Below are 21,350 nucleotides of genomic sequence, written 5' to 3' on the forward strand. Positions count from 1 at the left end.
CAGACCTTGTATTGGAAGGACTTTGCGCAAATCTGGCGAGTCATTCCGTAAAAACCGAAATGTGGAGCGTCCGTTTTCGAACGGGCGCGGCCGGGGGCCGGCAGGATACCAGTCTCGATCCTGCTGGCTTCTTTTTCATGACTTGACCGTGTCTGCTGGTGGCGCGGAACCGGGCCTACAGGCCTTTGACTACAGGTATAAACATGAGCGAAAGCTTCGCAGAACTCTTTGAAGAAAGTCTGAAATCCCTCGACATGCAGCCCGGTGCGATCATCACCGGCCTGGTGGTCGACATCGACGGTGACTGGGTTACCGTTCATGCCGGCCTGAAATCCGAGGGCGTCATCCCGGTCGAGCAGTTCTACAACGAACAAGGCGAACTGACCATCAAGGTGGGTGACGAAGTCCACGTTGCGCTGGACGCGGTTGAAGATGGCTTCGGTGAAACCAAGCTGTCCCGCGAGAAAGCCAAGCGTGCAGAATCCTGGCTGGTTCTGGAAGCTGCCTTCAACGCTGATGAAGTGGTCAAGGGCGTTATCAACGGCAAGGTCAAAGGCGGCTTCACCGTCGACGTCAGCGGCATCCGCGCGTTCCTGCCGGGCTCCCTGGTCGATGTACGTCCGGTGCGTGATACCACTCACCTGGAAGGCAAAGAGCTCGAGTTCAAGGTCATCAAGCTGGACCAGAAGCGCAACAACGTTGTCGTTTCCCGTCGTAGCGTCCTGGAAGCCGAGAACAGCGCCGAGCGCGAAGCCCTGCTGGAATCCCTGCAGGAAGGCCAGCAAGTCAAAGGTATCGTCAAGAACCTCACCGACTACGGCGCATTCGTGGACCTGGGCGGCGTAGACGGCCTGCTGCACATCACCGACATGGCTTGGAAGCGCATCAAGCACCCGTCGGAGATCGTCAACGTTGGCGACGAGATCGATGTCAAGGTTCTGAAGTTCGACCGCGAGCGCAACCGCGTATCCCTGGGCCTGAAGCAACTGGGCGAAGACCCATGGGTTGCCATCAAGGCTCGTTACCCGGAAGGCACCCGCGTCATGGCCCGTGTCACCAACCTCACCGACTACGGCTGCTTCGCCGAGCTGGAAGAGGGCGTGGAAGGCCTGGTACACGTCTCCGAAATGGACTGGACCAACAAGAACATCCACCCGTCGAAAGTCGTTCAGGTTGGCGACGAAGTGGAAGTTCAGGTTCTGGACATCGACGAAGAGCGTCGTCGTATTTCCCTGGGCATCAAGCAGTGCAAGTCCAACCCGTGGGAAGACTTCTCCAGCCGCTTCAACAAGGGCGACAAGATCTCCGGCACCATCAAGTCGATCACCGATTTCGGTATCTTCATCGGCCTGGAGGGTGGCATCGACGGTCTGGTTCACCTGTCCGACATCTCCTGGAACGAAGTCGGCGAAGAAGCCGTGCGTCGCTTCAAGAAGGGCGACGAGCTGGAAACCGTCATCCTCTCCGTTGATCCGGAGCGTGAGCGCATTTCCCTGGGCATCAAGCAGCTGGAAGACGATCCGTTCTCCAACTACGCCTCGATGCACGAGAAAGGCAGCATCGTTCGTGGCACCGTGAAAGAAGTCGACGCCAAAGGCGCCGTCATCAGCCTCGGTGGTGAGATCGAAGGCATCCTGAAAGCGTCCGAAATCAGCCGCGACCGCGTCGAAGACGCCCGCAACGTGCTGAAAGAAGGCGAAGAAGTCGAAGCCAAGATCATCAGCATCGACCGTAAGAGCCGCGTCATCAGCCTCTCCGTCAAGTCCAAGGACGTCGACGAAGAGAAAGATGCGATGAAAGAACTGCGTAACAAGCAAGACGTAGAAAGCACCGGTCCGACCACCATTGGTGATCTGATCCGCGCGCAAATGGAGAACCAGGGCTAAGTCCTGATTCCTCCAAGAAAAAGGGCGACTTCGGTCGCCCTTTTTTGTTTTCCCTTGCTCAGGCTGTTCAAAGCATGATCAGCATGCTAAAAGAACCTAGAGCTGATCTAGCCGCTTGAAAAAGAAGGGAAAACCATGACCAAGTCGGAGTTGATCGAGAGAATCGTCACCCATCAGGGGCAGCTTTCCGCAAAGGATGTGGAACTGGCGATCAAGACCATGCTCGAGCAGATGTCCCAGGCTTTGGCGACAGGGGATCGCATCGAGATTCGTGGGTTTGGCAGCTTCTCTCTTCATTACCGCGCCCCGCGCGTTGGCCGTAACCCCAAGACAGGCGAATCCGTACGCCTGGATGGCAAGTTCGTGCCGCATTTCAAGCCCGGCAAGGAGCTGCGTGATCGGGTCAACGAGCCCGAGTAACGGGCGCTGGATGAAGGTGTCGAGGAGATTTCATGCTTCGGGTTAAGCGCTTCATGGTTTTCCTGGCAGCCATTCTGCTGTTCGCCATCGTCATCGTGTTCGCCCTGGAGAACCTGCAGCCCATCCGCCTCACTTTCCTCGGTTGGCAAACCCCTGAGTGGCCGCTGGTGTTGGTCGTCAGCTTGGCGTTTGTCATCGGTGGTGCCATCGGCCTGTTGTTGAGCATTCCCTTCCGTGCGCGCACGCGCATGCACCTTTCCGGCCTGCGCTCCGAAGTGACCCGCTTCCGCAAGGAAAATGAAGCGCTTCGCGAGCAGTCGCCGAAGACACCGTGATCTTGGATGTCCAGCGTTGTCGCGGTTCTGCTGTTTGTACTGGCCATAGCGATCGGCTGGGTGCTGGGCCGTAGATCCTTGCGTTCAGGCGCGCCTGGTGCCCCTGCCGAGCAATCACTGCAAGAGCGGGTGCGCTCGATCCATAGTCTCCTGGACCGACACTCCGACGATGCTCTGGAGCATCTCTCCCAGGGTTTGGCATTGAATGTCGATACGCTGGAGAGCCACGTCCACGTCGGCAATCTGTTCCGTCGCCGTGGCGATATCGAGAAGGCTATCCAGATTCACCAAGAGCTGCTGTCCCGTGTTCCTGAAGGTGATGGCCTGGCGGCGCGGATCAGTCTGGAGCTGGCTCGCGACTTCATTGCCGGCGGCCTGCTGGGGCATGCAGAGCAATTGCTGGATGAATTGCTGCAGCGCGATGAGCCTGCCGCTTCTGTCGAGGCCTTGGATGAGCTGCGGCGTATCGCCGAGCGCGAAAAGAACTGGTCTCGAGCGATTGAGCTTGCTTCTCGGCTGCTACCGCAGCGTCCGCAGCTGAAGGCTGGCCTTGCGAACTACTTCTGTGAGCTTGCGCAGGAAAAGACGCGCCTCGGTGAACAGTCCGCGACGCACGAGTTGCTTCGCGAGGCGCTGAGAATTGACAGGGATTGCGTCCGCGCGCTGTTGATGCGGCTGGACTGCGAGCTCTGGCGGGGTGATCTTGCCGCTGCAATTTCGTCCATGCGGGAGCTGCTAGTGGAGCATCAGGGCTTCGCCGGTGAGTTGCTACCGATTCTGCGCCGCCACAACAGCTTCGCTACGCCTGAGGTTTTGGCGGGCTTGCGAGCGCTGGCAGACGAGCAGGAAGTCCCATCTTCCGTGTTGGCGATGCTCGCGGAAAACGATGCCGATACCATGCGCTGGCGAGAGCGAATGCAGGCTCGCTTGCAGCAGCAGCCCTCGTGGCAAGGGCTCATGGATTTCGTTGCGGCGCTTGGGGCGGACAAGGACGATGTCGAGTCGTTCTCGCGGACGCGGCCACTTCTGTTGGGGCTATATGGCGCGATGCCGCACTATCGCTGCGGCAATTGCGGTTTCGCTGGCCGGGAAATGCATTGGCAATGCCCTGGATGCCATGCCTGGAACAGCATAATGCCAATCCAGGCGCCGCTGCTTAGCTGATATCATCGCTGGTTTACGTTGATTGTTTATAACGATCTGAAATGGATGCCATCGCGTTGATCGCTGGTTGTATGGAGAGTGCTTGGTGAATGTCCTGGTAACGGGCGCCAGCGGATTTGTCGGTGGATATCTGGCGCCAGCGCTGGGCCTTCGCGGCCATGTCGCCACAGGCATTGCCAGGATGCCGCGCGCGCTGCCCGGATATGTCGAGGTGCTGCCTGGCGAGCTCGAACGATTGGATCAGTGGGCTGCTGCGCTGAACGACAAGCAGGTTGTGGTGCACATGGCGGCTCGCGCCCATGTACTTTCCGAATCGGAAAGCCCCGAACAGGTCCTGGAAACCTTCCGCCGCGTCAATCGAGACGCGACGCTCGCCCTTGCCGCCGAGTCGGCTCGACGGGGCGTAAAGCGCTTCGTTTTCATCAGCTCCATTGGTGTCTGCGGCAACCTTTCTGGCGCTCGTGCATTCGATGAGCAGAGGGCAGTCGAGCCGGTCACGCCTTATGCGATCTCCAAGTTCGAGGCTGAAGAGGGCTTGCGCGAGTTGGCCGCTCGTACCGGGATGGAGCTAGTGATCATTCGCCCATCGCTGGTGTACGCAGCGGATGCGCCGGGAAATTTCGCCCTGCTGCTGCGCCTGGTCAGGAGTCGCGTGCCGTTGCCTTTCGGTCGCGTCGACAACAAGCGCAGTCTGATCGCTGTCGAGAGCCTGGCCGAGTTCATTGCTGCTTGCGTTGAGCATCCCGCTGCGGCGGGCGAGTCTTTCGTCATTGCGGACGAAGAGTCCATTTCAACCCGCGACATGGTGAGGGAGCTGGCTCGGGGAATGGGCTTCAAGGCTCGTCTATTGCCAGTGCCTGTAGCGCTGTTGAGGCTCGCAGCGAGCCTGCTTGGACGTCGCAAGATGTATGAGCAGCTTTGCGAAGATCTTTGGATAGACACGCGCAAGGCTGCGCAAATGCTGGGTTGGCACCCTTCGCTGGGTATTCACGAGGGGCTGCGTCGAGCAGGCGCCTCATACGCGAAAATGGAAAATGCAAGATATTAGTATTCTGTTGCGGCCCTCGTCGCTTCTGCTGTTGTTGGCGGTGTTCTGCCTGTCTTACGTGTTGACCCGCATGGTTCGCGGCTATGCGCTGGCCGGAAATCTGATGGATGTGCCGAACGAGCGCAGCTCGCACACAGCGCCTACTCCGCGGGGTGGCGGTGTGGCCATTGTGCTGAGCTTCCTGCTCGGACTGCTTCTTTCATGGTGCCTCGGATTGCTTGGGGGCTGGCAGACGCTAGGGTTCCTGGTGGCTGGAGGATTGGTCGCCGTCGTCGGTTTCGTTGATGACCATCGGCATATTCCGGCGCGTTGGCGCTTGCTGGGGCATTTCGCCGCTGCTGCTGCGCTTCTCTGGGCCTTTAACGGCCTGCCTCCGCTGCCCTTTGCCGGCACTAGCTGGAATCTCGGTCTGCTGGGGCACCTGTTGGCGCTGTTTTATCTGGTCTGGCTGCTCAATCTGTACAACTTCATGGATGGCATCGATGGGATCGCCAGCCTGGAGGCGATTACTGTCTGCTTCGGCGCGGCGCTCTGCAGCTGGCTGGTGGGGCAGGTGGCAACGAGTTGGCTGCCGGTGCTGCTGAGCATGGCGACTCTGGGTTTCCTGCTTTGGAACTACCCGCCGGCGAAAATATTCATGGGCGATGCTGGTAGCGGCTTCCTAGGCCTGGTGCTGGGCGGTCTGTCACTGCAGGCGGCGTGGGCGATGCCGCAGCTGTTCTGGTGCTGGCTGATCCTGCTGGGAGTCTTCGTGGTCGATGCTACCTGGACGCTTTTCCAGCGCCTGCTGCGTGGCGAGCGCCTCTACGAGGCCCATCGAAGCCACGGTTATCAGCGGGCAGCCAGGCTGATTGGGGCGCATCGTGGTGTCAGTCTTTCGGTGGCCGCGATCAATCTCTTCTGGCTTCTGCCGATTGCAATTCTGGTCAGTCTTGAGCGAGTAGACGGGGTGATTGGACTGATTGTTGCCTATGCTCCACTGGTGCTGCTCGCTGTCTATCTGGGTGCCGGTCGGCCGGAAAACAGCACTGCGCGCTGAACTCCATTGGAAATGGTGGTCAATTGATGCGGAAACCTATTCCGCAGTTGGGTAAGGACGAAAGGACTATGTTGCGAGAGCGCCTGCTCAGGTTGCCGCGTCGTCAGAAGCGGATATTGCAAGTCATCACCGATGTCTTCCTGGTGTGGGCTGCCCTGTGGCTCGCCTTCGTGGTGCGCCTGGGCACCGATGACCTGACCTACGCCTTCAGGGAGCACAGCTGGCTTTTCTTCGCGGCGCCCCTCATTGCCATTCCGCTATTCATCCGCTTCGGCATGTATCGGGCGGTCATGCGTTATCTGGGGAATGATGCCCTCATCGCCATCGGAAAGGCGGTAACCATTGCGGCTCTGGTGCTTTCGCTGGTCGTTTACTGGAATCGTGCGGTGACCGTCATGGTGCCGCGCTCGCTGGTGTTCAACTACTGGTGGTTGAGCCTGCTGATGGTCGGCGGTCTTCGCCTGGCCATGCGTCAGTACTTCATGGGGGACTGGTACAGCGCCGTGCAGGCGGTGCCTTTCTTCAGCAAGCAAGATGATGGTCTGACCAAGGTTGCGATCTATGGTGCCGGCTCGGCTGGCAACCAGCTGGTGGCAGCGCTGCGGCTGGGGCGGGCCATGCGCCCTGTTGCCTTCATTGATGACGACGACGAAATCATCAATCGAGTAATCGCCGGCTTGCGCGTCTACAAGCCCAAGCACATCCAGCAACTGATCGAAGAAACCGGTGCGCAGGAGATTCTCCTCGCCATTCCCTCCGCCTCCCGTGCGCGGCGGCGGGAAATTCTCGGTCTGCTCGAGCCTTATCCATTGCATGTGCGTAGCGTTCCGGGGTTCATCGATCTCGCCAACGGACGTGTGAAGGTCGACGACATCCAGGAGGTGGACATTGCCGACTTGCTGGGCCGCGACCCGGTCGCGCCGCGCAAGGAGCTGCTGGAGCACTGCATTCGCGGTCAAGCGGTGATGGTGACCGGTGCGGGGGGCTCGATCGGTTCGGAGCTTTGCCGGCAGATCCTGTCCTGCAGCCCGACTGCATTGGTCCTCTTCGAGCACAGCGAATTCAACCTCTACGCCATTCACCAGGAGCTCGAGCTGCGCATCAAGCGCGAGTCACTGGCGACTCAACTAATCCCAATCCTCGGCTCCGTGCGCAACTCGGAGCGCCTGCTCGACGTCATGCGTAGCTGGAAGGTCAATACCGTCTACCACGCAGCCGCGTACAAGCATGTGCCTATCGTTGAGCACAACATCTCCGAGGGTGTGCTGAACAACGTCTTCGGTACCCTGCATGCTGCCCAGGCGTCGATTCAGGCTGGGGTGCAGAACTTCGTACTGATCTCTACGGACAAGGCGGTGCGTCCGACGAACGTCATGGGTGGCACCAAGCGCCTGGCGGAAATGATCCTGCAGGCCCTGAGTCAGGAGTCCGCTCCCGTGCTCTTTGGTGATCGAAGCGCCGTGCACCAGGTCAACAAGACTCGATTCACCATGGTGCGTTTCGGCAATGTCCTGGGCTCGTCGGGCTCTGTCATTCCGTTGTTCCGCGAGCAGATCCGTCGCGGCGGGCCGGTGACCGTCACGCATCCGTCGATTACCCGTTACTTCATGACCATCCCCGAGGCGGCGCAACTGGTGATTCAGGCCGGTTCCATGGGGCGCGGCGGCGATGTCTTCGTGCTCGACATGGGGCAGCCAGTGAAAATTCTCGAGCTGGCGCAGCGAATGATCCACCTGTCAGGGCTGAGCGTTCGCTCCGAGACGACCCCGCATGGCGACATCGCCATCGAGTTCAGCGGCTTGCGCCCTGGTGAGAAGCTCTATGAAGAGCTGCTGATCGGTGATGAGGTCAGTGCGACCGATCATCCGATGATCATGAAAGCCAACGAAGAGCTACTGACCTGGGATAGCTTCAGGATTGTTCTGGAAACTCTGCAAGGCGCGGTTGATCGTGGCGATTATCCGCAGGTACGCATGCTATTGCGCGAAACCGTTAACGGTTACAGCCCGGATGGCGAGATCGTCGACCTGCTGCATCAGCAGCGGCGGATGGAGCCGTAAGCCCATTGCAGGAGCGCTCGCCGATTTGTAGGCGCATTTCCGATCCGGCTACCGGAAACGGCTAAATACCCTCCAGGACCGCCTCGCACTCTTTTCCTGTGCACTCCCGGCGTCGAAGGTGCTGGGGCGAGCCCGATCAAGGCTCGCTCAACCCTTCGACTCCTAGGAGAGTGACCATGCGCAAGATTTCAGCACTGCTGTTCGTTCTGCTGTCCACTGTTTCCATCTCCGGTATCGCCGTCAGCTCCCCTAAAACGGAGGCGGCACAATCTGCTGCGGCGACTGCGGTGAAACCGACAGGAGAGACGGTCAAGCCGATTGGCGAAGTAGCGAAGGCGGTGAATATCAACACTGCGGACGCAGAGACCCTGCAGCGCGAGCTCAAGGGCATTGGCAAGGTGAAGGCCGAGGCGATAGTGGCCTACCGCGAACAGAACGGCCCGTTTACTTCGGTCGATCAGCTGCTGGAAGTAAAGGGCGTGGGCAAGGCGCTCATGGAACGTAACCGTGCGATGCTGAGCCTCGAATAACCCGAAGAATCATCCTGAAACGAAAAGCCCTCGGCCTGTGCCGGGGGCTTTGCTTTTGGCGGGCTCGGCGCGTGGGATCACCTTGGGGTTGGCGAGAGTTCAGGAGCCCTAAAAGAAAAAGCCCCCGGCATATGCCGAGGGCTTTTGAATTTGGCTCCGCGACCTGGACTCGAACCAGGGACCCAATGATTAACAGTCATTTGCTCTACCGACTGAGCTATCGCGGAACAACGGTGCGTATCTTACTGATTAAAAAGGGGAAGTCAATATTCTGAATGCGACTTCCCGTCAGTTTTTTACAGGACCTGGGCGATGGCGCGGGTGACGGTGTCCAGGTTGCCGTTGTTCAGCGCGGCAACGCAGATGCGACCGGTGCTGACGGCGTAGATGCCGAACTCGTTCTTCAGGCGCTCGACCTGCTCGGCGGTCAAGCCGGAGTAGGAGAACATGCCGCGCTGCTCGGCGACGAAGCCGAAATCGCGCTTGGCGCCCAGGTTGGTCAGCTGCTGGACCATGGCTTCACGCATGGCGCGGATGCGGCCGCGCATTTCACCCAGTTCCGCTTCCCAGTCGGCGCGCAGTTCCGGGCTGTTCAGCACGGCTGCAACGACGCTGGCGCCGTGGGTCGGCGGGTTGGAGTAGTTGGTGCGGATCACGCGCTTGACCTGGGACAGGACGCGCGCGGACTCCTCGCGGCTGTTGGTGACGACCGACAGCGCACCGACGCGCTCACCGTACAGCGAGAACGACTTGGAGAAGGAGCTGGACACGAAGAAGTTCAGCCCCGACTTGGCGAACAGGCGCACCGCAGCGGCGTCTTCGTCGATGCCGTCACCGAAGCCCTGGTACGCGATGTCTAGGAAGGGCACGTGGCCTTTGGCCTTGAGCACGTCCAGGACCTGTTTCCAGTCGTCCATGGTCAGGTCGACGCCAGTCGGGTTATGGCAGCAGGCGTGCAGGACCACGATCGACTGCGACGGCAGGGCGTTCAGGTCTTCCAGCAGGCCGGCACGGTTCACGCCGTGGGTGGCGGCGTCGTAGTAGCGGTAGTTCTTCACCGGGAAGCCGGCCGATTCGAACAGCGCGCGGTGGTTTTCCCAGCTCGGGTCGCTGATGGCGACGGTGGCGTTCGGGAGCAGGCGCTTGAGGAAGTCGGCACCGGTTTTCAGAGCGCCAGTGCCGCCGACGGCCTGGGTGGTGACCACGCGGCCTTCGGCCAGCAGTTCGGAGTCAGCACCGAACAGCAGCTTCTGCACGCCCTGGTCGTAGGCGGCGATGCCTTCGATCGGCAGGTAGCCGCGCGGGGCATGTGCCTCGATGCGGGCTTTCTCCGCGGCCTGCACGGCGCGCAGCAACGGGAGGCGACCCTCCTCGTTGTAGTACACACCAACGCCCAGGTTGATCTTGCCCGGACGGGTATCGGCGTTGAAAGCTTCGTTCAGGCCCAGGATGGGGTCGCGAGGGGCCATTTCGACAGCGGAGAACAGACTCATTTTGGCAGCAGCTCTAAGGCGGGAGTGAAGTGCAATTGCAACCCGCCCGCTCACGGCGCTGGGGGTTGCGTCGACGGGCCGGTATTATATAGGCCTCTATGGCAGGCGGCGAGTTGTCGCGCATGCTTTTCGACTGGTATGACGCTTTGGCGACCGAAGCGTCACACGCCAAAGCGAGGTTCCCCATGTCGTCATTCCAGCTGGATTCGCGCTTCAAGCCCGCCGGTGATCAGCCGGAAGCCATCCGACAGATGGTGGAAGGGCTGGAAGCGGGGCTGTCGCACCAGACCCTGCTGGGGGTGACCGGCTCCGGCAAGACCTTCAGCATCGCCAACGTCATTGCCCAGGTGCAGCGGCCGACCATGGTCCTGGCGCCGAACAAGACGCTGGCTGCGCAGCTCTACGGCGAATTCAAGACCTTCTTCCCGAACAATGCGGTCGAGTACTTCGTTTCCTACTACGACTATTACCAGCCAGAAGCCTACGTACCGTCCTCCGATACCTATATCGAGAAGGATTCGTCGATCAATGACCACATCGAGCAGATGCGTCTGTCGGCGACCAAGGCATTGCTGGAGCGCGAGGACGCGATCATCGTTTGCACCGTGTCGTCCATTTACGGTCTGGGCGACCCGGCGTCCTACCTGAAGATGGTCCTGCACCTGGATCGCGGTGATCGCATGGACCAGCGCGAACTGCTGCGCCGCCTGACCAGCCTGCAGTACACCCGCAACGACATGGACTTCGCCCGCGCCAGTTTCCGCGTGCGCGGCGACGTGATCGACGTCTTCCCGGCGGAATCCGACCTGGAGGCCATCCGCGTCGAGCTGTTCGACGACGAGGTGGAGAACATCTCCGCCTTCGATCCGCTGACCGGCGAAGTGATCCGCAAGCTGCCGCGCTTCACCTTCTATCCCAAGAGCCACTACGTGACCCCGCGCGAAACGCTGATGGAGGCGGTGGAGCAGATCAAGGAAGAGCTCAAGGTGCGCCTGGACTACCTGCGCAACAACAACAAGCTGGTCGAAGCGCAGCGCCTGGAGCAGCGCACCCGCTTCGACCTGGAGATGATTCTCGAGCTGGGCTACTGCAACGGCATCGAGAACTACTCGCGCTACCTCTCCGGGCGTGGTCCCGGCGAGCCGCCACCGACCCTCTATGACTACCTGCCGGCCAACTCGCTGCTGGTGATCGACGAATCCCACGTCAGCGTTCCGCAGGTCGGCGCCATGTACAAAGGCGACCGCTCACGCAAGGAAACCCTGGTCGAGTACGGCTTCCGCCTGCCCTCGGCGCTGGACAACCGGCCGCTGCGTTTCGAGGAGTGGGAGGCGATCAGCCCGCAGACCATCTTCGTCTCGGCGACACCCGGCCCTTATGAAGAGCAGCATGCCGGGCGGGTGATCGAGCAGGTGGTGCGTCCGACTGGTCTGGTCGACCCGCAGATCGAGGTGCGCCCCGCGTCCACTCAGGTCGACGACCTGCTTTCGGAGATCCGCCTGCGCGTGGCCCAGGAGGAGCGCGTGCTGGTCACCACCCTGACCAAGCGCATGGCCGAGGACCTCACCGATTACCTGGGCGACCACGACGTGCGCGTGCGTTACCTGCACTCGGACATCGACACCGTCGAGCGCATGGAGATCATCCGCGACCTGCGCACCGGCGCCTTCGACGTGCTGGTCGGCATCAACCTGCTGCGAGAGGGGCTGGATATGCCCGAGGTGTCGCTGGTGGCGATCCTCGACGCGGACAAGGAAGGGTTCCTGCGTTCGGAGCGCTCGCTGATCCAGACCATCGGCCGCGCGGCGCGCAACCTCAATGGCAAGGCGATCCTCTACGCCGACAACATCACGGGTTCGATGCAACGCGCCATGGGTGAAACCGAGCGGCGCCGCAACAAGCAGATCGCCTTCAACGAGAAGCACGGCATCGTGCCCAAGGGCGTGAAGAAGGACATCAAGGACATCCTCGAAGGCGCCACAGTCCCAGGTGCCAAGGGCAAGCGTCGCGGCGTGGCCAAGGTGGCGGAGGAGAGTGGTCGCTACGAGGGCGAACTGCGCTCGCCGAGCGAGATCACCAAGCGCATCCGCCAGTTGGAGGAGAAGATGTACCAGTTGGCTCGCGATCTGGAGTTCGAGTCCGCCGCGGCGGTGCGCGACGAAATCCACAAGCTGCGCGAGCGCCTGGTGGAGGTCGGCTGACCTCCACTCGCGCGATCAGTGCGCGCCGGCGCCCGCCTGGGCGCCGAAGCCGGCCGGTAGCGGGCGGGTCAGCAGCACCGCCAGCATGCTGATAGCGAGCACGATGCCAATGGCGTGGAAGGCATCGTTGTAGGCCATGATCGCCGCCTGGCGGTGGACGATCAGGCCGATTTCCCCGAGCGCCGCCTGTTGGCTGCCGAGCTGCTCGGCCAGTTGCGCAAGGCGCTCGTCCACCGCAGCGTTCACCGGCACCACGGCTTCGCGCAGGTAGTCGTAATAGACCTTGGCGCGGCTATCCAGCAGCGTGGCCAGCAGGGCGATGCCGATGGCGCCGCCGAGGTTGCGCAGGATGTTGAACAGGCTGGAGGCGGAGCCGGCGTCCTGCGGTTGCAGGTAAACGGTGGCGATCAGCGAGATGGTGACCATCACCATCGGCTGACCGAGTGCGCGCAGCAGCTGGATCTGGTTGAACTGCGGGCCGGCGAAGTCCGGGTTGAGCACGCCGGAGCAGAAGCTCGCCAGGCCGAACAGCCCGAAGCCCATGGCGCACAGCAGGCGCGGCTGGATGAACTTCATCAGCTTGGGGATCAACGGGATCAGGAACAGCTGCGGCACACCCATCCACATGATCACTTCGCCAATCTGCATGGCGTTGTAGCCCTGGATCTGCGCCAGGTACAGCGGCAGCACGTAGATCGAGCCGTAAAGCCCCATGCCCAGGCCGATGCTGGAAATGCTCGACAGGCCGAAGTTGCGATTGCGCAGGATGCCCAGGTTGATCAGCGGGTTGGGGCGTGACGTCTGCAGGATGACGAAGAGAATCAGGCTGACCAGGGCGATGCTGCCCAGCGCCACGATCATGTTCGACTCCAGCCAGTCCTTGCGGTGGCCCTCTTCGAGGAACACCTGCAGGCAGCCCAGGCCGATGGCCATGGTGACGATGCCGGCGTAGTCGGTGCTTTTCAGCAATTCCCAGTGCGGCGGCTTCTTTTCCAGGCCGTAGAGCAGGCCGGCGATCATCAGCAGGCCCGGCGGGACGTTGATGTAGAAGATGTATTCCCAGCCGAAGTTCTCGGTCAGCCAGCCGCCGAGGGTCGGGCCGATGGAGGGGGCGAAGGTGGCCGTGATGGCGAACAGCGCCATCCCCTTGGGGCGGTGGTGGTCCGGCAGCTTGATCAGGCTCAGGGTGAAGGCCAGGGGGATCAGCGCGCCGCCGGTGAAGCCCTGCATGGCGCGGAACACGATCATGCTCTCCAGGTTCCAGGCGAACGAGCAGAGCAGGGAGGAAAACAGGAAACCGATGGAGATGATCACCGCCAGGCGCCGCGCCGAGAGCAGCTGCACCAGCCAGGCGGTGAGCGGGATCATGATGATCTCGGCCACCAGGTAGGAGGTGGAGATCCAGGAACCTTCCTCCAGGGTCGCGGCCAGCGCGCCCTGGATGTCTTTCAGCGAAGAGTTGGTGATCTGGATGTCGAGCACCGCCATGAAGGCGCCGAGCATCGCCGAGAGCACGGCGATCCAGTCGCGCCGGGTCGGTTCGCCAACCGGACGGAGCAGTGGATCAGCGCTCACCGATCTGCACCTCGGCCTCGACCGACATGCCCGGGCGAATCAGGTTCTTGAGCGGGTTGTCGGCGGCGAAGGTGATCTTGACCGGAATGCGCTGCACCACCTTGGTGAAGTTGCCGGTGGCGTTGTCTGGCGGCAGCAGGCTGAACTGCGCGCCGGAGGCGGCGAACAGGCTGTCGACCTGGCCCTCGATGGGCTGGTCGGGGAAGCTGTCGAGGGTCAGGCGCGCCTTCTGCCCGGGGCGCATGCGGCCGACCTGGGTTTCCTTGAAGTTGGCCTGGACCCAGATACCCTCGTCCGGCACCAGCGCCAGCAGCTGGCTATTGGTCTGCACGTACTGGCCGACACGGGCACTGCGCTGGCCGACGAGGCCGGCGACGGGCGCGCGGATTTCGGTGCGCGCCAGGTTGATCTCGGCCTGGGCGATTTCCGCGTGGGACGCATCGATCAAGGCCTGGAGGCGCTTGATGTCGGCATTGATGGCTTCGACCTGGATGCGTTGCGCCTGCAAGTCGGCCTGGGCCTTGGCCACTTGGGAGCGGGCGACATGGGAGTCGGCGGTCAGGGTGGTGACGCGTTCTTCGGAAACGTAGCCAGGTTTGCGCAGGGTCTGTGCGCGGTTCAGGTCGATCTGCGCGCGGCCGAAGGTCGCCTGGCTGGCGTTCAGGTCGGCTTCGCTGGCTGCGATCATGCTGCCCTGGCCTTTCAGCTTGCTGCGCGTCTGCGCCAGTTCTGCCTCGTGGGTAGCGAGGGTGGCCTTGGCACGATCCAGCGCCAGGCGGAAGTCCTGGTCTTCGAGCTTGACCAGCAGTTGGCCCTTCTCGACGTGCTGGTTGTCATTTACCAGCACCTGGTCGATGCGCGCCGAGAGCTGGCTGGAAATGCGCGTGATCTCTCCCTGTACATAGGCGTTGTCGGTGTCTTCGACAAAACGGCCGATGAAATACCAGCGGGCGAGGAGGGCGAGGGCGACCAGGCTGAGAATGACGAGGAAGACGCTCAGACGTCTTTGTAATTGTGCGGGCATGAGAAACGAGCGTTTGCTAGGTAGGAATTTTCGGCAATTTACAGTGTTCCCGCGCGAGGCGCAGTCGCTACAATTCGGAAACTTTGTTGTGTATAGGGAACAATAATGGGGCTGGATGATGCGCTGATCTTTACCCGTGTCGTGGAGTTCCACAGTTTCACCCAGGCCGCCAGCAGCCTGGGCATGCAGAAGTCCACTGTAAGTCGGCGTATCGCGCTGCTCGAGGAGCGCCTCGGCGTGCGTCTGCTCAATCGCACGACGCGCAAATTGCGCCTTACCGAAGTGGGCCAGGCGTACTACGACCGTTGCCGGCAGATCATGCTCGACTTCGCCGAGGCCGAGCAGGCGGTCATGCAGTTGCAGCAGGAGCCGTCGGGCCTGCTGAAGATCACCGCGCCCATCGAGTTCGGCCAGATGTACCTGGCCAGCGTGCTGGGCGACTTCATGCGCCTCTATCCGCAGATCACCGCCGAGGTCGAGCTCAGCTCGCGCACGGTCGATCCGCTGGAGGAGGGTGTGGATATCGCCATTACCGTTGGCCAACCGGAGGACTCCACGCTGATCGCCCGGCGCCTGCTGGTGACCAACCGCTGCCTGTGCGCCAGCCCCGAATACCTGCGCCTGCACGGCCGGCCGCAGCGAGTCGAGGACCTGGCCCTGCATCGGGCAGTGCTCCTGATGCAGGATTCGCAGCGCTACTGGCCGCTGTCCAACGAAAGCGTGCCCTGCCAGCGCGTGCTGTCATGCAACAACATTTCCTTTGCCCGCGAGGCCGCGCTGGCCGGCGCCGGAATAGCCACGCTGCCGGAGCTGATAGTCGAGGAAGCCCTGGAAAGCGGGCGCCTGGAGCGCTTGCTGCCAGAGGTGCAACTGCCTATCGGCGAACTCTACGCGGTCTACCCGTCACGGCGTTTCCAGGCGATGAAGGTGAAGACCTTCCTCGACTACCTCATCCACCGGCTGCCCATCGATGAGCGCCATCGGCTGGAGCCGGGGGCGGCCCGCCTGATAACATCGCGTCCATGAGCGCGCGCCACGGCCCGCGCTGTCCTCACCGCTTCACATGAGAGCTTTCATGACCACTGTCCGCACCCGTATCGCGCCGTCTCCCACCGGCGACCCGCACGTCGGCACCGCCTACATCGCGCTGTTCAACCTCTGCTTCGCCCGTCAGCACGGCGGCCAGTTCATCCTGCGCATCGAGGACACCGACCAGGTGCGTTCCACCCGTGAGTCGGAACAGCAGATCTTCGACGCGCTGCGCTGGCTGGGCGTCGAGTGGGATGAAGGCCCGGATGTCGGCGGTCCGCACGGCCCGTACCGTCAGAGCGAGCGTGGCGCCATCTACAAGCAGTACAGCGACGAACTGGTAGAGAAAGGCCATGCCTTCCCCTGCTTCTGCTCCGCCGAGCGCCTGGACGCCATCCGCGCCGAGCAGCAGGCGCGCAAGGAAACCCCGCGCTACGACGGCCACTGCATGCACCTCTCCAAAGAAGAGTCGGCCAAGCGCATCGCGGCGGGCGAGTCCCATGTCGTGCGCATGAAGGTGCCGACCGAGGGTGTCTGCGTGGTCCCCGACATGCTCCGTGGCGACGTCGAGATCCCGTGGGATCGCATGGACATGCAGGTGCTGATGAAGGCCGACGGCCTGCCCACCTACTTCCTGGCCAACGTGGTCGACGACCACCTGATGGGCATCACCCACGTGCTGCGCGGCGAGGAATGGCTGCCGTCGGCGCCGAAGCTGATCAAGCTGTACGAGTACTTCGGCTGGGAGCAGCCGATCCTCTGCTACATGCCGCTGCTGCGTAACCCGGACAAGAGCAAGCTGTCCAAGCGCAAGAACCCGACTTCCATCACCTTCTACGAGCGCATGGGCTTCCTGCCACAGGCGCTGCTGAACTACCTCGGGCGGATGGGCTGGTCGATGCCCGACGAGCGCGAGAAGTTCAGCCTGCAGGAGATGATTGAGCACTTCGACCTGTCCCGCGTATCGCTCGGCGGGCCGATCTTCGACATGGAGAAGCTGTCCTGGCTGAACGGCCAATGGATTCGCGATCTCTCCGTCGAGGACTTCGCCAAGGAAGTGCAGAAGTGGGCGCTCAATCCTGAGTACCTGATGAAGATCGCCCCGCACGTCCAGGGGCGGGTGGAGAACTTCAGCCAGATCGCTCCGTTGGCCAGTTTCTTCTTCAGCGGCGGTGTCGAACTGGACGCCAAGCTGTTCGAGCACAAGAAGCTCGACGCCACCCAGGTGCGCCAGGTGCTGCAACTGGTGCTGTGGAAGCTGGAAGCGCTGCGCCAGTGGGAGAAGGACAAGATCACCGCGACCATCCAGGCCGTTGCAGAGCATCTGGGGCTGAAGCTGCGCGACGTCATGCCGCTCATGTTCCCAGCCATCACGGGCCATGCCAGCTCGGTGTCGGTGCTCGATGCGATGGAAATCCTGGGTGCCGACCTGTCCCGCTTCCGCCTGCGCCAGGCGCTGGAACTGCTGGGCGGCGCTTCGAAGAAAGAAGCCAAGGAGTGGGAGAAGATCCGCGACGCCATCGCCGGCTGACGGACGCTTCTTCGAAAGAGGCCAGCCACCTATGGGTGCCTGGCCTTTTTCATGCCTGCAAGACGCCGGCAAAGCCAGGCGGGCAGGGCGTGACGGCCGGTCGAGCATGCTCGCCAGGCCTGGGCTGTAATAGGGGTGGCGACCTAAGTGATTGTTCTTTGGGAGAAAAAAAATAAAAAACTGGAAAATTGTTGTTGACAGGGGTTCGCCTCGCCCCTAAGATGCGCCCCGTTCCAGCGACGAACTGAACGACAGGGCGAAGCGGAACGGTAGATGTAGCGGTACTTTGGGGCTATAGCTCAGCTGGGAGAGCGCTTGCATGGCATGCAAGAGGTCGACGGTTCGATCCCGTCTAGCTCCACCAAATTACCAGTAAGTTTCGTTGGTCCGAACGGAACTGAAATCGAAGGTTTTGCGTCCCCTTCGTCTAGTGGCCTAGGACACCGCCCTTTCACGGCGGTAACAGGGGTTCGAGTCCCCTAGGGGACGCCACTTATCCAGCGACGATGCGTTCGCGTCGTCAGCCAGAGTCATCTGGGGCTATAGCTCAGCTGGGAGAGCGCTTGCATGGCATGCAAGAGGTCGACGGTTCGATCCCGTCTAGCTCCACCAAATTGCCAGAATCCGCATCAGGCGGATTTCTTCGAAGGTTAAGTCCCCTTCGTCTAGTGGCCTAGGACACCGCCCTTTCACGGCGGTAACAGGGGTTCGAGTCCCCTAGGGGACGCCAATTTTCCCGCGTTTGCGGGGCCTATAGGGTCACTCAATTTTCGAGTGGCCCTTTTGTTTTTCCAGCTCCCGAAAATTCACCGCCCGACCAATGGTCGCGCTTGGCGCTTGCCGAAAATTATTATGAGAATAATATTCTCTCCATAATATTTTTGGAGAGCGCCATGAGCCGCAAGACAGCCGCTAGCCCGAAAGGGATTGGTGAGAAGAAGGCCCAGACCCGCGAGCGCATCCTCGGCGCCGCCGCCAATGCGCTGGTGCGTCGCGGGCCGGTCGAGCCCAGTGTCAGCGAGGTGATGGGCGCGGCCGGGCTGACCGTCGGTGGTTTCTACGCGCACTTCGAGAGCAAAGACGCGCTGATGCTCGAAGCCTTCCGCCATCTGTTGGAACGGCGCCGGGCGAAGCTCAAGCAATTCGAACCGCAGATGCCTTTCAGCGAGCGCCGGCAACTGGCCGCCGCTTTCTATCTGTCGCGCAAGCATCGTGACAGCGACGAGGAGCTGGGTTGTCCGATCCCAAGCACGTTGGCCGAGGCCGGGCACCTGCCGGAAGGCTTCCGCGAAGTGCTGGCCGAACATATCGAACTGATGGTCGCCGAGTTGGCCGAGCGTCCCGAGGACGCCGACACCGTACTCGCCGACCTTGCGTTGATGGTGGGTGGACTGGCGTTGGCCCGGACCCTGGGTTCGAGCGATCTGTCCGACCGTGTCCTGCGTGCCGCCAAAAAGGCGGTGAACTGAGCCTCGACGGAGGTACTGGCAATGAACAGCATGAACTGGATCCGTGGCGTTAACGCTACCCTCGGGCGCCTGGCGCCGGAATGGGCGGCAGGGCGCATGCGTGAAGTCTTCATGACCCCGCGGCCACTGCCGCCGCGCGACTGGGAGTTGCCGTTACTCGCCAGTTCCGAGCGCATCACCCTGCGCTTTGGTCTCTCCGCGCTGCGTTGGGGGGAAGGGCCGGCGGTGCTGCTGATGCATGGTTGGGAAGGGCGGCCTACGCAGTTCGCTCACCTGATTCGCGAGCTTGTCGGTGCCGGCTATGCCGTAGTGGCTCTGGATGGGCCGGCCCATGGTCGCTCGCCCGGTCGGGAAGCCAACCCGATGCTCTTCGCCCGGGCCTTGCTTGAAGCCGCCAGCGAACTGCCGCCGTTGCGCGCGGTCATTGGTCATTCGATGGGTGGCGCCAGTGCTCTGCTTGCGACTCAGTTGGGCCTGAAGACCGAGGCGTTGGTGACCATCTCTGCGCCGAGCCGAATTCTCTCGGTCCTGCGCCGCTTCGCCGGCTTCGTCGGCCTGCCGGCCGAGGCGCGTCATCGCTTCATCCGCCAGGTCGAGCGTTACACCGGTGTGCCAGCAGCGCAGCTCGACGTGAAACGCTACAACCTCACCATCCCTGGCTTGGTAGTCCATGCCGAGGACGATCCGCAGGTGCCGGTGGCCGATGCCGATGCCATTCACGCTGCCTGGCCTGGCAGTCGCCTGCTGCGCCTGAGTGGCGGCGGGCATCAGCGCGTGCTGGCCGACGCGGCGTTGAGCGATGCGGTACTCGCCCTGCTTGAAGGTCAGGAAGCGCCACGCGTGCTGCCGCTGGCACTGGCCTCCTGAGACGTAGGGCTGTCGAGCCTGTAAACTGCGCGCTCCGATCAAGCGGCCGGGTCCCAGGGGCCCGGCCTCAGCCTGGAGCAAGCACATGGCCTGGGACCTGCCCGAACCCTTCGTCATCGACATCGCGGTCAACGCCGAGGACATCGATGGCCTCGGTCACGCCAACAACGCCGTTTATGTCAGCTGGCTCGAGCGCTGCGCCTGGCGCCACTCGCAGCGCCTGGGGCTGGACCTCGCCGAGTACCGCCGCCTGGATCGCGCCATGGCGGTGGTGCGCCACGAGATCGACTACCTGGCTGCCGCCTACGAAGGCGAAGAACTGCAGATGGGCACCTGGATCGTCGAGTCCGACCAGAAGCTGCGCATGGACCGGCAATTCCAGCTGGTGCGGCCGGCCGATGGCGTCACCCTGCTGCGCGCCCGCACCACCTTCGTCTGCATCGAGCTGTCCAGCGGCAAGCCCAAGCGCATGCCGGCGGAGTTCATCGAGGGCTACGGTCGCGCGCTACTCGGCGCCGCGCCGGTCTGACGAGGCTTTGCCTGGGCCGCGCGAGTCCCTAGAATCCGCGGCCTTCGCCCGTAAAGGTTGTTCCCCGTGCAAATTGCCCTGGCCCCGATGGAGGGGTTGGTCGACGAGATCCTCCGCGATGTACTGACCCGTGTCGGCGGCATCGACTGGTGCGTCACCGAATTCATCCGCGTCACCGATCGCCTGCATCCGCTCGCTACTTACGAGAAGCTGGCGCCCGAACTGCTGCACGGCAGCCGGACCCGCGCCGGTACGCCGATGCGCGTGCAGTTCCTAGGCTCCGACCCGCAATGCCTGGCGGAAAACGCCGCCTATGCCTGCGAGCTGGGTGCTCCGGTGATCGACCTGAACTTCGGCTGCCCGGCGAAGACGGTGAACAAGTCCCGAGGTGGCGCGGTTCTGCTCAAGGAGCCGGAGTTGATGTTCTCCATCGTCGAGGCCGTGCGCCGCTCGGTGCCGGCGCACATCCCTGTTACCTCGAAGATGCGCCTGGGCTACGAGACGCCCGACGGTGCGCTGGATTGCGCGCGAGCGCTGGCGGATGGCGGCTCAGCGCATGTCGTAGTGCACGCGCGGACCAAGGTCGACGGCTACAAGCCGCCGGCGCACTGGGAGTGGGTTGCCCGCGTCGCCGATGCGGTCAAGGTGCCGGTTTTCGCCAATGGCGAGGTCTGGACCCTCGACGATTACCTGCGCTGCCGCTCCATCAGCGGCGTCGACGACATCATGCTCGGCCGTGGCCTGGTTTCCCGTCCCGACCTGGCCCGGCAGATCGCCGCCTGGCGCGACGGCGGTGAAGTGCGGCCGATGGCCTGGGACGAGGTGCGCGTGCTGCTCGACGACTTCTGGCGTCAGGCCCGGCGCAAGCTCGCGCCGCGCTATGCGCCGGGGCGCCTGAAACAGTGGCTGGGCATGCTGACCCGCAGTTATCCCGAGGCGGTGGAGCTGTTTGCGCAGATTCGCCGCGAGCACGATTGCGAGCTGATCGACCGGTTGCTGCAGGTTGAGATCGAAGAAGCCGCCTGAGGGGATTTCACCTGCGAAAAGCATGTTTCAGAAAGGGCTTGAAATGCTCCTTGGCGACCTTATCTGTATCCGTGCGGGAGGCCGAACGGGTCCCGCGCCGGAGTTCTGCTGACAGGCTCCATTC

General features: G+C 62.3%; 18 protein-coding genes and 5 tRNA genes. 19 read left to right on the forward strand and 4 right to left on the reverse strand.

Annotated features, from left to right (window positions below):
- Positions 1–203: 203 nt before the first annotated feature.
- The 8 genes from rpsA to ACA097_RS22175 all read left to right on the forward strand — a co-directional run bounded on the left by rpsA (position 204) and on the right by ACA097_RS22175 (position 8,482).
- The gene (gene rpsA, locus ACA097_RS22140) at positions 204–1,886 is read left to right on the forward strand and encodes a 30S ribosomal protein S1 (protein ID WP_043253579.1); all 1,683 of its coding nucleotides are present in this window, start codon (positions 204–206) and stop codon (positions 1,884–1,886) included.
- Between the two features lie 135 nt (positions 1,887–2,021).
- Positions 2,022–2,306 (forward strand): integration host factor subunit beta, encoded by a 285-nt coding sequence (ihfB, locus tag ACA097_RS22145; protein ID WP_003091441.1) that lies wholly within the window; start codon positions 2,022–2,024, stop codon positions 2,304–2,306.
- 32 nt (positions 2,307–2,338) lie between these two features.
- The gene (locus tag ACA097_RS22150; protein ID WP_043253578.1) at positions 2,339–2,641 is read left to right on the forward strand and encodes a lipopolysaccharide assembly LapA domain-containing protein; all 303 of its coding nucleotides are present in this window, start codon (positions 2,339–2,341) and stop codon (positions 2,639–2,641) included.
- Between the two features lie 6 nt (positions 2,642–2,647).
- Entirely contained in the window at positions 2,648–3,805 is a 1,158-nt protein-coding gene (locus tag ACA097_RS22155; RefSeq protein ID WP_371366030.1) for a hypothetical protein, read from the forward strand.
- Between the two features lie 85 nt (positions 3,806–3,890).
- Positions 3,891–4,853: an NAD-dependent epimerase/dehydratase family protein gene (locus ACA097_RS22160; RefSeq protein WP_371366032.1), complete on the forward strand. Its 963-nt coding sequence runs from the start codon at positions 3,891–3,893 to the stop codon at positions 4,851–4,853.
- On the forward strand, positions 4,840–5,892 hold the full coding sequence (locus ACA097_RS22165; RefSeq protein WP_371366034.1) for a glycosyltransferase family 4 protein: 1,053 nt from the start codon (positions 4,840–4,842) through the stop codon (positions 5,890–5,892). Before ACA097_RS22160 ends, ACA097_RS22165 begins: the two co-directional genes overlap by 14 nt.
- A 68-nt stretch (positions 5,893–5,960) precedes the next feature.
- On the forward strand, positions 5,961–7,952 hold the full coding sequence (locus ACA097_RS22170; RefSeq protein ID WP_371366036.1) for a polysaccharide biosynthesis protein: 1,992 nt from the start codon (positions 5,961–5,963) through the stop codon (positions 7,950–7,952).
- A 176-nt stretch (positions 7,953–8,128) separates the two neighbouring features.
- Positions 8,129–8,482 (forward strand): ComEA family DNA-binding protein, encoded by a 354-nt coding sequence (locus ACA097_RS22175; RefSeq protein WP_371366038.1) that lies wholly within the window; start codon positions 8,129–8,131, stop codon positions 8,480–8,482.
- 151 nt (positions 8,483–8,633) lie between these two features.
- On the opposite strand, the gene ACA097_RS22180 is transcribed toward ACA097_RS22175, so the two are convergent.
- Together ACA097_RS22180 and ACA097_RS22185 are read right to left on the reverse strand one after the other, a co-directional pair.
- Positions 8,634–8,709: transfer RNA gene (locus ACA097_RS22180), tRNA-Asn, on the reverse strand.
- Positions 8,710–8,778: 69 nt separating this feature from the next.
- Entirely contained in the window at positions 8,779–9,975 is a 1,197-nt protein-coding gene (locus ACA097_RS22185; RefSeq protein WP_371366040.1) for an amino acid aminotransferase, read from the reverse strand.
- Positions 9,976–10,160: 185 nt separating this feature from the next.
- Here ACA097_RS22185 and uvrB point away from each other — a divergent pair, with 185 nt between their 5' ends.
- Positions 10,161–12,176 (forward strand): excinuclease ABC subunit UvrB, encoded by a 2,016-nt coding sequence (uvrB, locus tag ACA097_RS22190; protein ID WP_043253572.1) that lies wholly within the window; start codon positions 10,161–10,163, stop codon positions 12,174–12,176.
- 15 nt (positions 12,177–12,191) lie between these two features.
- On the opposite strand, the gene ACA097_RS22195 is transcribed toward uvrB, so the two are convergent.
- Together ACA097_RS22195 and ACA097_RS22200 are read right to left on the reverse strand one after the other, a co-directional pair.
- On the reverse strand, positions 12,192–13,691 hold the full coding sequence (locus ACA097_RS22195) for an MDR family MFS transporter (protein WP_156958140.1): 1,500 nt from the start codon (positions 13,689–13,691) through the stop codon (positions 12,192–12,194).
- 49 nt (positions 13,692–13,740) lie between these two features.
- Positions 13,741–14,775, reverse strand: a complete 1,035-nt coding sequence (locus ACA097_RS22200; RefSeq protein ID WP_371366043.1) for an HlyD family secretion protein — start codon at positions 14,773–14,775, stop codon at positions 13,741–13,743.
- A gap of 105 nt (positions 14,776–14,880) precedes the next feature.
- Here ACA097_RS22200 and ACA097_RS22205 point away from each other — a divergent pair, with 105 nt between their 5' ends.
- From ACA097_RS22205 to ACA097_RS22250, 10 genes are all read left to right on the forward strand, one after another.
- Positions 14,881–15,801 carry a LysR family transcriptional regulator gene (locus ACA097_RS22205; protein ID WP_043253569.1) on the forward strand — a complete coding sequence of 307 codons (921 nt, stop codon included), beginning with the start codon at positions 14,881–14,883 and terminating at the stop codon, positions 15,799–15,801.
- A 49-nt stretch (positions 15,802–15,850) separates the two neighbouring features.
- Positions 15,851–17,335 (forward strand): glutamate--tRNA ligase, encoded by a 1,485-nt coding sequence (gltX, locus tag ACA097_RS22210; protein WP_043253568.1) that lies wholly within the window; start codon positions 15,851–15,853, stop codon positions 17,333–17,335.
- 288 nt (positions 17,336–17,623) lie between these two features.
- Positions 17,624–17,699 (forward strand) — tRNA-Ala (locus ACA097_RS22215).
- 52 nt (positions 17,700–17,751) lie between these two features.
- Positions 17,752–17,827, forward strand: a tRNA-Glu gene (locus ACA097_RS22220).
- Between the two features lie 44 nt (positions 17,828–17,871).
- Positions 17,872–17,947: transfer RNA gene (locus ACA097_RS22225), tRNA-Ala, on the forward strand.
- A 42-nt stretch (positions 17,948–17,989) separates the two neighbouring features.
- Positions 17,990–18,065 (forward strand) — tRNA-Glu (locus tag ACA097_RS22230).
- A gap of 196 nt (positions 18,066–18,261) precedes the next feature.
- Positions 18,262–18,804 (forward strand): TetR/AcrR family transcriptional regulator, encoded by a 543-nt coding sequence (locus ACA097_RS22235; RefSeq protein ID WP_043257513.1) that lies wholly within the window; start codon positions 18,262–18,264, stop codon positions 18,802–18,804.
- Positions 18,805–18,825: 21 nt separating this feature from the next.
- Positions 18,826–19,671 carry an alpha/beta fold hydrolase gene (locus ACA097_RS22240; protein WP_043253567.1) on the forward strand — a complete coding sequence of 282 codons (846 nt, stop codon included), beginning with the start codon at positions 18,826–18,828 and terminating at the stop codon, positions 19,669–19,671.
- An 85-nt stretch (positions 19,672–19,756) separates the two neighbouring features.
- Complete coding sequence (locus ACA097_RS22245) at positions 19,757–20,200, forward strand: thioesterase family protein (protein WP_043253566.1); 444 nt, start codon at positions 19,757–19,759, stop codon at positions 20,198–20,200.
- Positions 20,201–20,266: 66 nt separating this feature from the next.
- Complete coding sequence (locus tag ACA097_RS22250) at positions 20,267–21,226, forward strand: tRNA dihydrouridine synthase (RefSeq protein WP_371366046.1); 960 nt, start codon at positions 20,267–20,269, stop codon at positions 21,224–21,226.
- Positions 21,227–21,350: the final 124 nt, after the last annotated feature.

It is taken from the genome of Pseudomonas sp. QL9 (genome assembly GCF_041409665.1).
GTDB classification, from domain to species: domain Bacteria; phylum Pseudomonadota; class Gammaproteobacteria; order Pseudomonadales; family Pseudomonadaceae; genus Pseudomonas; species Pseudomonas knackmussii.